We start from the raw sequence: 12,686 nt of genomic DNA, 5'->3' as shown, positions 1-12,686 counted from the left end.
CGGCACCGCTCGTCCTCGCCCTCTACCCTGGGCCCAGCGCTCGGCGACCGCTCGGTGCTGACCATCCAGCCACCGGTCGACGGTGGGAGAGCGAGGTCCGTCGTGCCCCGAGCGCACCGGCGCGGGCGCTCCTCGGGGAGCGCGGTCCTTCCGGCCCTCCAGGAGCGGTACGACCTGATCGACGGGGTGCGGGTGTACTCCGTCGTGGCGGAGCCGGACCGGACGGACTGCCCGGAGGGTCGCGCCGTACCCGCGGACGTGGTCCTCGTGCACGGGCTCGCGCTGTCGACCCGGTACCTGGAGCCGGGCGTCCGCCGGCTCGGGACGGACCGCCGCACCGCCGCACTGGACCTGCCGGGCGTCGGGCGCAGCGGCCGCCCGCCGCACCTGCCGTCGATGGCCGAGATGGCGGACGTCGTGGCCCGCTGGATGGACGGGCTCGACATGACGGGCGCGGACGTCGTCGGGCACTCGTTGGGCTGCCAGATCGTCAGTCATCTCGCCGCGGAGCGGCCCGACCTGGTCCGGCGGGTCGTCCTCGTCGGCCCTTCCCGGGACCCGGAGCACCCCCGGTGGTGGCAGAGCGCGTGGCGCCTGCTCCTCGACGGCCCGCGCGAGAGGTGGTCGCTGCTGCCGATCGCCGTCGTGGACTACCTGCGTGCCGGTCCGGTCGCGGCGGTGCGGGCCCTGAAGCAGGCGCGCCGCGCCGAGGTCAGCCACCTGGTGCAGAGCATCACGCAGCCCGTCCTCGTGGTCGTCGGGGACCGCGACCCGCTCGTCTCGGGGACGTGGGCCCGCCGACTCGTCGACGCGCTGCCCGACGGGCGGCTCGTCACGGTCCCGGGGGCTCCGCACGGGCTGCCGTACTCCAGCGTGGAGTCCTTCGTCACGACGACGCGGGACTTCCTCGACCGCGAGGAGCCGTGACGTCGAGCACCGTACGCCTGCCGAGATGAGGGGTGCCCCGGGTGGGATTCGAACCCACACTGGATCGGGTTTGAGCCGAACGCCTCTGCCGGTTGGGCTACCGGGGCCGCGCGCGGAGGTGTCCAGCCGGGCTCCGCCGCGCGGGCACCATCGAACCACACGCGCGCGCCTTCACGAGAATCACACTCCTCGGAGGGTGAAACGCGGGGGCGGCACCCGGTGCGGCGCACTACGATGAGTCCCGTGAGTGACCAGACAGCGCAGCCCGAGGACAAGCAGCCGCTCGACCTGCCCCCGATGATCGAGCCCGAGCCCGCCGCCACCCCCGCCCCGTCGGGTCGCGCCGCGCGCCGCGCCGTCGTCGCGGAGGACGAGGCCCTGATCCGTCTCGACGTCGTCGAGACGCTGCGGGACGCCGGGTTCGACGTCGTGGGTGAGGCCGGCGACGGCGCGACGGCGGTGAAGCTGGCGCTCGAGCTCAAGCCCGACGTCGTGGTCATGGACGTGAAGATGCCCGAGCTTGACGGCATCTCCGCGGCGGAGCAGATCGGCAAGGCGCACGCCGCCCCGGTCGTCCTGCTCACGGCGTTCTCGCAGGCGGAGCTCGTCGAGCGGGCGCGCGACGCCGGCGCCATGGCGTACGTCGTCAAGCCGTTCACCCCGGCGGACCTGCTGCCCGCGGTCGAGATCGCGATCTCGCGCTACTCGCAGATCTCGGCCCTCGAGTCCGAGGTGGCCGACCTCGCGGAGCGATTCGAGACGCGCAAGCGCGTCGACCGCGCGAAGGGCCTGCTCATGACGAAGATGGGCCTGTCGGAGCCGGAGTCGTTCCGCTGGATCCAGAAGACGTCGATGGATCGCCGCCTCACGATGCGCGAGGTCGCGGACGCCGTCATCGAGCAGGTCGGCGGCGCCTGAGCCGCCCGCCGCGCCCGGTGCGCCGCGCGGGGGTCCTGATCAGGACCTTTGTCACGGGGCTCCGGGCGGGCTATCGTCTTGGACTGGCGTCCAGCAGTTCCGGGGCGGTGAACACGGTCGCCACGTAGTGCTCATGTCGACGGCCGACGGTGCTGTCCGAGCGACGTGGACCTTCTCACGCCCCACGTCCCTCGGTGCCGCCGCCGGTCCCACGGTGCGAACGAGGAGGAGCGCAGTGCGCCCAGCAGTGGAGGTCAGGCCCGCGGTCGGTGACGACCTGCCGGGGATCGCTGTGCTGTGCTCGGAGGCACGCCGCGAGTCGGCGTCCGTGGCGCAGATCTGCGCGCCCGACGAGGACCGCCTGGTCCGGCACCTGTCGGTGCTGCTCACCCTGCCCGGCGGCAACGTGCTCGTCGCCCTGCACGACGGCCGCCCCGTCGGGTTCGTCCTGGCTCGCGTGCTCGACCCGCACCTGTTCGCGGACGAGCCGAGCCTGTACGTCGAGGCGGTGTACGTGGGGGAGGACGCCCGGCGGCGCGGCGTGGGCCACGCGCTCCTCAGCGCGACGGCCGAGCTCGCCGCGTCGTCCGGCGCGACGCACGTCTACTCCGTGCCCATCCCCGGTTCCCGCGGCGTGCAGCGCTTCCTCGCGCGACTGGGCTTCGGCCCGGTGGCCGGGCACCGCGTCGTCTCGACGGCGGTCCTGCAGCGACGGCTCGCGGCCGACCTCACCCCGGCCCGCCGGGGCACCCGCTCTCTCGAGGACCTCATCGCGCGCCGTCGGCGCGCCCGCACCGAGACGATGTCGGGGCCGGTCGACCTGCGCGAGTTCCAGGCCGAGTACAACCGCCGTGCGGGCGTGGTGACGCCGGCCGACACGCGCGAGACCCTGCCCGGCTGAGCCGGGCTCCCGCGCCCTGCGACCGGCGTCGCCCCGGTCAGCCCTGCGCGAGGATCATGCACGTGAGGCGCGCCGTGCACACGCGGCGACCCTCGTCGTCGGACACGACGATCTCGTAGCTCGCCGTCGTGCGCCCGCGGTGCACCGCGACCGCCTCGCCGTGCACCCAGCCGTCGCGCACGCCCCGGTGGTGCGTCGCGTTCACCTCGATGCCGACGGCCGCGCGCCCGGGCCCCCCGTGCAGCTGCGCGGCGATGGACCCCAGCGTCTCGGCGAGGACGACGGACGCGCCCCCGTGCAGCAGCCCCGCGGGCTGCGTGTTGCCCGCCACGGGCATGCGTGCGGTGACGCGGTCGGCCCCCACCTCGCCCAGCTCGATGCCCATGCGCTCGATGAGCGTCCCCTCGGTGCGCAGGCCCATCGCCTCGTAGGCGTGACGCGGGACGTCGGGTGTCGACGGGGTGGCGGGGGTCGGCGTCCCGGTCGGGGCGGCGTTCTGGTCGGAACCGTGCGTGTGGGTCATGGGCGATAGGTTGGCACCCGTGACGACCTCCGCGCGACCTCGCCTCCTGCTCATCGACGGACACTCCATGGCCTACCGCGCGTTCTTCGCGCTCCCGGCGGAGAACTTCTCGACGACCACGGGGCAGCACACGAACGCGGTCTACGGGTTCACCTCGATGCTCATCAACCTCCTGCGGGACGAGGAGCCCACGCACGTCGCCGTCGCGTTCGACGCCGGGCGCCAGTCCTTCCGCACCGAGATCCTGCCCAGCTACAAGGGCACGCGGGAGTCCACCCCCGAACCGTTCCGGGGCCAGGTGCCGCTCATCAAGGAGATCCTGGAGACGCTGCACATCCCGACGCTCGAGCGCGAGGGCTACGAGGCCGACGACATCTTCGCGACCCTCGCGACGCAGGGGGCCGCGGCCGGGATGGAGGTGCTCGTCTGCTCGGGGGACCGGGACTCGTTCCAGCTCGTCGGCCCCGACGTCACGGTGCTCTACCCGAAGAAGGGCGTCTCCGAGCTCGCGCGCATGGACAGCGCCGCCGTCGTCGAGAAGTACGGCGTGCCGCCCGAGCGCTACCCGGACCTCGCCGCCCTCGTCGGCGAGACGTCCGACAACCTGCCGGGCATCCCCGGCGTCGGTCCCAAGACGGCCGCCAAGTGGATCACGGCGTACGGCGACCTGGACGGCCTGCTGGACCACGCGGACGAGATCAAGGGCAAGGCGGGGGAGAACCTGCGGGCGCACCTCGACCAGGTCCGCCTCAACCGGCAGCTCAACGCGCTCCTGCGCGACCTCGAGCTGCCCGTCGGCCCCGACGACCTCGCGACCCGTCCCTGGGACCGCGAGGCCGCCCACCGCGTGCTCGACGCCCTGGAGTTCCGCGCCCTGCGCGACCGGCTCTTCGCGATCGCCCCCGAGGGCGAGGTCGCGGCCGAGGCGGGGTTCGACGTCGCGCTCGCCGACGTCCTGCCGGGGGGCCTGGGCGCCTGGCTGGCCGAGCACGGCACGCGCCCGCTGGGCGTCGAGGTGGCCGGCAAGGTCGTGCCGGGCGGCGGGGACGCGTGGGGCCTCGCGGTGTCCGACGACGCCGGGGCGGCCGTCGCGCTCGAGCTCGCCGACGTCGCAGGCGCCGACGACGAGGCGCTCGCCGCGTGGCTCGCCGACCCGGAGCGACCCAAGGTCGTGCACGGCGTGAAGTCGGCCTGGCACGAGCTCGCGGCGCGCGGCTACGACCTCGCGGGCGTCACGTTCGACACCGAGCTCGCCGCGTACCTGTGCCACCCCGACCAGCGGGGGTACGACCTGGGCGACCTCGTCGTGCGGCACCTGCACCGCGAGCTGCGCCCGGACACGGAGGCGGGCAACGACGCGCAGGGCGCGCTCGACCTCTCGCTCGACGGCAGCGGCGAGCAGGAGCGCGACGCGGTGCGCGCGCTCGCCGTCGCCCAGCTCGGCGAGGTCCTCGCGGGCGAGCTCGAGGACCGGGGGGCCACCACGCTCCTCGCCGACCTCGAGCTGCCGCTGTCCCAGGTGCTCGCGCGCATGGAGCAGCGCGGCATCGCGGCGGACGTCACGTACCTGCGCGAGCTCGAGCAGCACTTCGGCGACCTCGTCGCGACCGCCGCGTCGGAGGCCTACGCCGTCATCGGGCGCGAGGTGAACCTGGGCTCCCCGAAGCAGCTCCAGGAGGTGCTGTTCGACCAGCTCGGGATGCCCAAGACGAAGAAGATCAAGACGGGCTACACGACCGACGCGTCGGCGCTCGCGGACCTCTTCGTCAAGACGCAGCACCCGTTCCTCGAGCACCTGCTCGCCCACCGCGACGCGTCGCGGCTGCGCCAGACGGTCGAGGGGCTGCTGAAGTCCGTCGCCGACGACGGCCGCATCCACACGACGTTCCAGCAGACGATCGCGGCGACGGGCCGGCTCAGCTCGACCGAGCCGAACCTCCAGAACATCCCGATCCGCACCGAGGCGGGCCGGCGCATCCGGCGCGCGTTCGTCGTCGGCGAGGGCTACGAGACGCTCATGACGGCCGACTACAGCCAGATCGAGATGCGCATCATGGCGCACCTCTCGGGCGACGAGGGTCTCATCGAGGCGTTCCGGTCCGGGGAGGACCTGCACTCCTACGTCGGGTCGCGCGTGTTCGAGGTCCCGGCGGCCGAGGTCACGCCCGCGATGCGCTCGAAGATCAAGGCGATGTCGTACGGCCTCGCGTACGGGCTGTCGGCGTTCGGGCTCTCGCAGCAGCTCACCATCGAGGTGGGCGAGGCCCAGAAGCTCATGGACGACTACTTCGAGCGCTTCGGCGGCGTGCGCGACTACCTCACGGGCGTCGTCGACGAGGCGCGGGCCACGGGCTACACGGCCACCATCCTCGGGCGCCGCCGGTACCTGCCGGACCTCACGAGCGACAACCGGCAGCGCCGCCAGATGGCGGAGCGCATGGCCCTCAACGCGCCGATCCAGGGCAGCGCGGCCGACATCATCAAGGTCGCGATGCTCAACGTGCAGCGCGCGATCGACGAGCGCGGGCTGCGCTCACGGCTGCTCCTCCAGGTGCACGACGAGCTCGTGGTCGAGGTGGCCCCGGGAGAGCGCGACGCCGTCGAGGAGGTGCTGCGCACGCAGATGGGTGCCGCAGCGGACCTCGACGTGCCGCTCGACGTCTCGGTCGGCGTCGGCGCCACGTGGCACGAGGCGGGTCACTGACCCGCGCGTGTCAGCCCGGGAGGCGCGTGCGGAAGATCGCCGTCCCGGGCAGGTAGGCGCCGCGCACCGGTCCCCATCCGCCCCACACCTCGGCGTTGTCGGCGGGCCACTCGGGCTCGACGACGTCGCGCAGCTCCAGCCCGGCGGCGACCACCTCGCGCACGTGGTCGCCCAGGGTGCGGTGGTATTCGGCGTAGACGACACGGCCGGCCGCGTCGGTCTCGACGTAGGGCCGGCGGTCGAAGTAGGACCGGTTCGCGGTCAGCCCGTGCTCGCTCGGGTCGTCGGGGAACGCCCACCGGGTCGGGTGCGTCACCGAGAACGTCCACGTGCCGCCGGGCCGCAGCACGCGCGCGACCTCGCGGTGGACGGCCGCCGCGTCGGGCACGAACGGGATCGCGCCGAACGAGGTGAACGCGACGTCGAACGTGGCGTCGGCGAACGGGAGCCGGCGCGCGTCGGCCTGGACGGCCGGGACGCGCACGCCCGTCGCCCGGTCCAGCGCCGCCCCCGCGGCGAGCATGCCGCCGGACACGTCCGTCGCGACGACCTCCGCCCCCTGCGTGACGAGCCAGCGCGAGCACTGCGCCGCGCCCGCGCCGACCTCGAGCACCCGGCGCCCCGCGACGTCGCCGAGCAGCCGCGCGTCCCGCTCGCGCAGGCCCTCCGGGCACCAGCAGAAGTCCGCCGCGCCGAGGAAGGCCCCGTGCTCGTGGAGGTACTCCTGCGCGTTGGCGTCCCACCAGCCGCGGCCGGCGCGGCCGCCCTCGGTCGCGGGCACGTCGCGGTAGCCGGCGTCGGCGGTCGGACCGGGGGTCGCGCCCGAGGGCGCGACGACGGGCGGCTCGGGCGAGGAGGACGCGCTCATGCCCCCATTCTCCCGGTCCCGCCGCACGGCCCGTCCGGTCGGGACCTTGGTCGTCGGCGTGCCCGCGGACCGGGACGGGCGATGACCCGTCGCGCGGGGGTGGCTAGGGTTGAGGGCGACGCGGTGCCGCGGAGGTCGGCACCTCCGTCGACGCCCGGCATGCGCGCGAGGCCGCGCGACGCGACGACGAGACGGAGGAACAGGTGCGCATCGGACTTCTCACCGGCGGGGGCGACTGCCCCGGGCTGAACGCGGCGATCCGGGCCGTGGTCAAGCAGGGGACGGGGGAGTACGGGCACACCATCATCGGCTTCCGCAACGGCTGGCGCGGCGTCGTCGACGGCGACGTGCACCCGCTCGGCCGCCAGGACATCCGGAACGTCCTGCCCGTGGGCGGCACGCTGCTCGGCACCGCGCGGTTCCACCCGCGCGAGGAGGACGGCAGCATGGACGCCGTGCTCGCGACGGTCGAGGCCGAGCACCTCGACGCCCTGATCTGCATCGGCGGCGACGGCACGCTGCACGCGGCGAGCCGCGTCGCGGAGGCGGGCGTGAAGATCGTCGCCATCCCCAAGACGATCGACAACGACGTCGAGGGCACGGACCTGTCGATCGGGTTCCACACCGCCGTGAACATCGCGACGGAGGCGCTCGACCGCGTGCACACGACGGCGGAGAGCCACAACCGCGTCATGGTGGTCGAGGTCATGGGCCGCCACGCCGGCTGGATCGCGGTCAACGCGGGCATCGCCGGCGGCGCCGAGGTCGTGCTCGCGCCGGAGCAGCCGTTCGACATCGACCAGGTCGTGAAGTTCCTCCGCCACCGGCACCGCGCGCACGCGAACTTCTCGATCGTCGTCGTGGCCGAGGGCGCCGTGCCGCGCGAGGGGTCGTCGATGGAGTTCACGCAGCAGCTCGGCCGGTTCGGGGAGATCGTCGCCGGCTCCATCGGGGAGCGCGTGAGCGCCGAGATCGCGGAGCGCACCGGGTTCGACACCCGGCTCACGGTGCTCGGCCACGTGCAGCGCGGGGGCGAGCCCACGCCGACCGACCGGATCCTCGGCAGCCGCTTCGGCGTCGCGGCCGTGGACGCCGTGAGCGCGGGGACGTCGGGCGTCATGACGGCGCTGCGGGGCGAGCGGGTCGAGCTCGTGCCGCTCGCGGAGGTCGCGGGCCGGCCGAAGCGGGTCCCGGAGGAGCTGCTGCGGGTCGCCCGCGTGCTCGCGTGACGTGGAACCGGTAGTCGGGACGCCCCGGCGGGGCGCGCAAGACGCGTTGACCGCCGGGGTGACACCCGGATAAGGTGGACGGCGGTGCGCTGCGCCTGCCTTCATCCCGAGCCACGACGTCGACCATGACGCCGGAGCGTCCGGGGGCGTCGGCGGGAGACGCGCCGAAAACCCTACCCGCTCGACTACACCTGTCCGCATCGGAGCATCGAACTCAATGACCATCTCTACCCCCGCGAAGTCCGCACCCCAGGTTGCCGTCAACGACATCGGCACCGAGGAGGACTTCCTCGCCGCCGTTGACGCGACCATCAAGTACTTCAACGACGGCGACATCGTCGAAGGCACGATCGTCAAGGTGGACCGCGACGAGGTCCTCCTCGACATCGGCTACAAGACCGAGGGCGTCATCCCCTCCCGCGAGCTGTCCATCAAGCACGACGTGGACCCCGGTGAGGTCGTCAACGTCGGCGACGCGGTCGAGGCCCTCGTCCTCCAGAAGGAGGACAAGGAAGGCCGTCTGATCCTGTCCAAGAAGCGCGCCCAGTACGAGCGCGCCTGGGGCACGATCGAGAAGATCAAGGAGGAGGACGGCGTCGTCACCGGCACCGTCATCGAGGTCGTCAAGGGTGGTCTCATCCTCGACATCGGCCTCCGTGGCTTCCTCCCGGCCTCCCTGGTGGAGATGCGTCGCGTCCGCGACCTCCAGCCGTACGTCGGCAAGGAGATCGAGGCGAAGATCATCGAGCTCGACAAGAACCGCAACAACGTCGTCCTCTCGCGCCGTGCCTGGCTCGAGCAGACGCAGTCCGAGGTCCGCTCCACCTTCCTGCAGACCCTGCAGAAGGGCCAGGTGCGCCCCGGTGTCGTCTCCTCGATCGTCAACTTCGGTGCGTTCGTGGACCTCGGCGGCGTCGACGGCCTCGTGCACGTCTCCGAGCTGTCCTGGAAGCACATCGACCACCCGTCCGAGGTCGTCGAGGTCGGCCAGGAGGTCACGGTCGAGGTCCTGGACGTCGACTTCGACCGCGAGCGCGTCTCGCTGTCGCTGAAGGCGACGCAGGAGGACCCGTGGCAGACGTTCGCCCGGACCCACGCGATCGGTCAGGTCGTCCCGGGCAAGGTCACCAAGCTCGTCCCGTTCGGTGCGTTCGTGCGCGTCGAGGACGGCATCGAGGGCCTCGTGCACATCTCGGAGCTGGCCGTGCGCCACGTCGAGCTGCCGGAGCAGGTCGTCAACGTCGGTGACGAGGTCTTCGTCAAGGTCATCGACATCGACCTCGAGCGCCGCCGCATCTCGCTGTCGCTCAAGCAGGCCAACGAGGGCGTGGACCCGGAGTCGGACGACTTCGACCCCGCGCTCTACGGCATGGCCGCCGAGTACGACGAGCAGGGGAACTACAAGTACCCCGAGGGCTTCGACCCGGAGACCAACGAGTGGCTCGAGGGCTTCGAGGCGCAGCGCGAGGCGTGGGAGGCGGAGTACGCCAAGGCGCACGAGCGCTGGGAGGCGCACCGCAAGCAGGTCGCCGAGGCCGTCAAGGCCGACTACGACGCCGCGTCGGGCGAGACCACGAGCTCCTCGAGCTCGTCGTCCTCCAGCACGTCCTACTCGTCGGCCCCGGCCGCCGAGGCGACGGGCACGCTCGCGTCGGACGAGGCGCTCGCCGCGCTCCGCGAGAAGCTCACGGGCAACTGACCCGGCCGGCGGCCCCGCGCGGGACGCCACGCTGAGCAGACGAAGGCCCGCCACCCCTCGGGGTGGCGGGCCTTCGCCATGTCCGGCACGTGCCCTGGCGCTCACGGCGCCGACCAGGTGGTCCTGGTCCGTCAACGGCCCCGGACGAGCCAGGACCACCTGGTCGACGCCCCGGGACCGCCTGCTCGGCGGTCGGGCGTCAGGCCGTCGCCGGCTCGGGGGCCGTGGCAGCGGCCGGGACGGTGGCCGGGTCGGTGGCCGACGACGCGGGCGAGTCGGCGAACTGCGTCCGGTAGAGCGTGGCGTAGCGCCCGCCACGAGCCAGGAGCTCGGTGTGCGTGCCCGTCTCGACGACCCGGCCGGCGTCGAGCACGACGATGAGGTCGGCCTCGCGGACGGTGGAGAGGCGGTGCGCGATGACGAGCGAGGTCCGGCCGCGCAGCGCCTCGGCGAGCGCGGCCTGGACCGCCGCCTCGGAGTCCGAGTCGAGGTGCGCCGTCGCCTCGTCGAGGACGACGAGCTGAGGGGCCTTGAGGAACACCCTGGCGATCGCGAGGCGCTGCCGCTCACCGCCGGACATCCGGTAGCCGCGGTCGCCCACGACGGTGTCCATGCCGGACGGCAGGGCGGCGACGACGTCCCACACGTGCGCGCGCCGCAGCGCGGACTCGAGCTCGGCGTCGGTCGCGTCGGGCTTGGCGTACCGCAGGTTCTCCGCGATCGAGTCGTGGAACAGGTGCGCCTCCTGCGTGACCACGCCGACGGCGTCGTGCAGGCTCTCCTGCGTGACGTCGCGCAGGTCGCGACCGGCGATCCGGACGTGGCCGGCGCTCGGGTCGTACATGCGCGTCACGAGCTGCGACACGGTGGTCTTGCCCGCGCCGGACGACCCGACGAGCGCGACCATCGCGCCCGCGGGCACGGAGAACGAGACGTCGTGGAGCGTGTCGGTGGTCGGGTCGGTGCCCTCGACGGCCACGGACTCGAGCGACGCGAGGGAGACCTCGGCCGCGCTCGGGTAGCGGAAGGTCACGCCGTCGAGCTCGAGGCTCGCGCCCTCGCGCGCGACGTCCGCGGCGAGGTCGTCGGCGTCGGGGGCGTCCGTGACGGTGGGCTCGAGGTCGAGCACCTCGAGCACGCGCTCGAAGCTGACGAGGGCCGTCATGACGTCGACCTGGACGTTCGACATCGCCGTCAGCGGGCCGTAGAGACGGCCCAGGTAGGCGGTGAGCGCGACGACCGTGCCGACGGTCAGCGAGCCCGAGATGGCCATGACGCCACCGAGACCGTAGACGATCGCGACGGCGACGGACGCGACGACCGTGAGACCGACGCGGAAGACCGTCCCGTACATGGCCTGGCGGACCCCGATGTCGCGGACCCGACGCGCCTGGGCGGCGAACCGTGACGACTCGCGGTCCGGGTCGCCGAACACCTTGACGAGGTGGGCGCCCGCCACGTTGAAGCGCTCGTTCATCGTCTGCGCCGCCTCGGCGTTGAGCTCGTAGCTCTCCCGCGTGATCGCGGCGAGGCGCTTGCCGACCCAGCGGGCGGGCAGGACGAACGCGGGCAGGAGGGTGAGCGCGAGGAGGGTGAGCTGCCACGACATCGAGAGCATCGCGGCGAGCACGAACACGACGGTGAGCAGGTTGGAGAACACGTTCGACAGGGTCGACGTGAACGCCTGCTGGGCGCCGAGGACGTCACCGTTGAGGCGCTGGACGAGCGCACCGGTGCGCGTCCGGCTGAAGAAGGCGAGCGGCATGCGCTGGACATGGTCGAAGACCGCGGTGCGCAGGTCGACGATGAGCCCCTCGCCGATGCGGGAGGAGAACCAGCGCTGCGCGACGCCGAGCGCGCCGGAGAGCACGGCGAGGCCGGCGGCGACCGCCGAGAGCGCGACGACGAGGCCGACGTCGCCCGCGGTGATGCCGTCGTCGATGATGCGCTGGAACAGGAGCGGGGTGACGGCACCGGCGGCGGCGTCGACGGAGATGAGCACGAGGAACGCGGCGAGCTGGCGCCGGTAGGGCCGGGCGAACGTGAGGACCCGGCGGATCGTGCCGCGGTGCAGCCGGCGGGAGGTGACGGAGGCGTCCTGGCGGAAGGAGCGCATGCCGCGCCCGCCGCCGGCGCCGGGGAGGGATGAGGGGAAGGACATGGGGCCTCCTGGGTGGGGGAGGGGCGCGTCGTCCGCGGCGGCGGTGGCCGTCCGGCGGGCGCGGTCCGAGGATCGCTCGCGCGACAACGATAGTGAGTCTAACTCACAATGAGCCGATACCACAAGTGGGCCCGGGCCCGGTACGCTCGGCCTCGTGACGACCGACGCGAGCCAGCCTGCCACGCCGGGCGCACCCCCGGGCGGCCGAGCCACCTCCACCGACGAGGCGGGGGAGTTCCTCGCGCTCCTGCACGCCGCGTTGCGCAGCGTGCGCCGCGAGGCGAGCGAGCGGCTCGAGCCCGCGGGCACGACGCCTGGCCAGTTCCGGATGCTGCGCTTCCTCTCCCGCTGCGACGGCCCGTGCCGGCTCGGCGCGGTGGCGTCGGCGCTCGACGTCGCGCCGCGCTCGGTCACCTCGAAGGTCGACGACGCCGAGCACGCCGGTCTCGTGCGCCGCACTCCCGACCCGCAGGACCGCCGCGCCACGCTCGTCGAGCTGACGCCGCGCGGGCGCGAGGTCGTCGAGCAGGTCGGGGCGGAGAGGTCGTCGAGCGCGGGCACCCTGCTGGCCCGCCTGGACGCGCACGAGCGCGCCGAGCTGCTCCGGCTGCTGCGCGCGGTCGCGGGCGAGCGGCCCGACGACGGCGAAGCGGCCGAGGGCTCCCCGGGGGCGATCTCCTCCCGCTGAGCGCCGGCTGGTCGAGGGGCGCCCCGCGCCCCGACGCGGGGCGGTGCGCCGGCTGGCAGGATGGGACG

10 protein-coding genes and 1 tRNA gene are annotated in these 12,686 nt (G+C 73.5%); 7 read left to right on the top strand and 4 right to left on the bottom strand.

Annotated elements, in window-relative coordinates; translation table 11 throughout:
• The first annotated feature begins 102 nt into the window (after nt 1-102).
• Entirely contained in the window at nt 103-927 is an 825-nt protein-coding gene (locus tag RSE42_RS10220) for an alpha/beta fold hydrolase (protein WP_171467933.1), read from the top strand.
• A gap of 33 nt (nt 928-960) precedes the next feature.
• Here the strand turns inward: RSE42_RS10220 and RSE42_RS10215 are convergent.
• A tRNA-Leu gene (locus RSE42_RS10215) sits at nt 961-1,034 on the bottom strand.
• 190 nt (nt 1,035-1,224) lie between these two features.
• On the opposite strand from RSE42_RS10215, the gene RSE42_RS10210 reads away from it, so the two are divergent.
• Both RSE42_RS10210 and RSE42_RS10205 read left to right on the top strand, forming a co-directional pair.
• A complete protein-coding gene (locus RSE42_RS10210) occupies nt 1,225-1,845 on the top strand; it encodes an ANTAR domain-containing response regulator (RefSeq protein ID WP_044144409.1) in 621 nt (206 codons plus the stop codon).
• A 235-nt stretch (nt 1,846-2,080) separates the two neighbouring features.
• A complete protein-coding gene (locus tag RSE42_RS10205) occupies nt 2,081-2,746 on the top strand; it encodes a GNAT family N-acetyltransferase (RefSeq protein WP_255438184.1) in 666 nt (221 codons plus the stop codon).
• A 37-nt stretch (nt 2,747-2,783) separates the two neighbouring features.
• Here the strand turns inward: RSE42_RS10205 and RSE42_RS10200 are convergent, their stop codons facing one another.
• Entirely contained in the window at nt 2,784-3,167 is a 384-nt protein-coding gene (locus tag RSE42_RS10200) for a hotdog fold thioesterase (protein WP_043651213.1), read from the bottom strand.
• A 100-nt stretch (nt 3,168-3,267) separates the two neighbouring features.
• On the opposite strand from RSE42_RS10200, the gene polA reads away from it, so the two are divergent.
• On the top strand, nt 3,268-5,973 hold the full coding sequence (gene polA / locus RSE42_RS10195; RefSeq protein ID WP_085387879.1) for a DNA polymerase I: 2,706 nt from the start codon (nt 3,268-3,270) through the stop codon (nt 5,971-5,973).
• A 10-nt stretch (nt 5,974-5,983) separates the two neighbouring features.
• Here polA and RSE42_RS10190 read toward each other — a convergent pair whose 3' ends face one another.
• A complete protein-coding gene (locus RSE42_RS10190) occupies nt 5,984-6,841 on the bottom strand; it encodes a class I SAM-dependent methyltransferase (protein WP_034651011.1) in 858 nt (285 codons plus the stop codon).
• A 203-nt stretch (nt 6,842-7,044) separates the two neighbouring features.
• On the opposite strand from RSE42_RS10190, the gene RSE42_RS10185 reads away from it, so the two are divergent.
• Both RSE42_RS10185 and rpsA read left to right on the top strand, forming a co-directional pair.
• Nucleotides 7,045-8,070, top strand: a complete 1,026-nt coding sequence (locus tag RSE42_RS10185; RefSeq protein WP_034651013.1) for a 6-phosphofructokinase — start codon at nt 7,045-7,047, stop codon at nt 8,068-8,070.
• 217 nt (nt 8,071-8,287) lie between these two features.
• Nucleotides 8,288-9,769: a 30S ribosomal protein S1 gene (rpsA, locus tag RSE42_RS10180; protein ID WP_021483115.1), complete on the top strand. Its 1,482-nt coding sequence runs from the start codon at nt 8,288-8,290 to the stop codon at nt 9,767-9,769.
• 199 nt (nt 9,770-9,968) lie between these two features.
• Here the strand turns inward: rpsA and RSE42_RS10175 are convergent, their stop codons facing one another.
• Nucleotides 9,969-11,930: an ABC transporter ATP-binding protein gene (locus RSE42_RS10175; protein ID WP_415296056.1), complete on the bottom strand. Its 1,962-nt coding sequence runs from the start codon at nt 11,928-11,930 to the stop codon at nt 9,969-9,971.
• Nucleotides 11,931-12,084: 154 nt separating this feature from the next.
• On the opposite strand from RSE42_RS10175, the gene RSE42_RS10170 reads away from it, so the two are divergent.
• Nucleotides 12,085-12,618 carry a MarR family winged helix-turn-helix transcriptional regulator gene (locus RSE42_RS10170; protein ID WP_415296054.1) on the top strand — a complete coding sequence of 178 codons (534 nt, stop codon included), beginning with the start codon at nt 12,085-12,087 and terminating at the stop codon, nt 12,616-12,618.
• The last annotated feature ends 68 nt before the right edge of the window (nt 12,619-12,686 follow it).

Origin of the sequence: Cellulosimicrobium sp. SJTW-1 (genome assembly GCF_047716875.1) — a bacterium.
GTDB classification, from domain to species: domain Bacteria; phylum Actinomycetota; class Actinomycetes; order Actinomycetales; family Cellulomonadaceae; genus Cellulosimicrobium; species Cellulosimicrobium funkei.
The sequence above is the reverse complement of the archived record's forward strand: the minus strand, read 5'-3'. Positions and strand labels throughout refer to the sequence as shown.